We start from the raw sequence: 473 nt of genomic DNA on the forward strand, positions 1-473 counted from the left end.
ACAAAGGGCAGGGACGTAATCAATGCGAGTTAATGACTCACACTTACTGGGAATTCCAAGTTCATGTGAACAGTTTCAGTTCACAATCCCAAGCATGAAAGTGGTTCAGCGGTTTACCCGGACCTCTCGGTCTAGGAAATACACGTTGATACTTTCATTGTAGCGCGCGTGCAGCCCAGGACATCTAAGGGCATCACAGACCTGTTATTGCTCAATCTCATTATTGCTAGACGCAATTTGTCCATTTAAGAAGCTAGTGTCCTTATAATGGGACAAACCAACAGGTACGGCTCCACTTACATAAACACATTCAAACACAATAAGCATTTTACTGCCAACATGAATGAAGGCTACATAAGCTTCAGCACCATAATCCTGAAGATATCTATTTAATATATTTGAGTCTCGTTCGTTATCGGAATTGACCAGACAAATCACTCCACGAACTAAGAACGGCCATGCGCCACCACCCA

Annotated in this window: 1 rRNA gene; it reads right to left on the reverse strand. The window is 43.1% G+C overall.

The window, feature by feature from the left end:
• Positions 1-473: ribosomal RNA gene (locus AC29IT_RS28735) — 16S ribosomal RNA — on the reverse strand; the annotation flags it as partial.

The sequence above is a fragment of the Saccharopolyspora sp. MMCC62 genome (genome assembly GCF_057736575.1).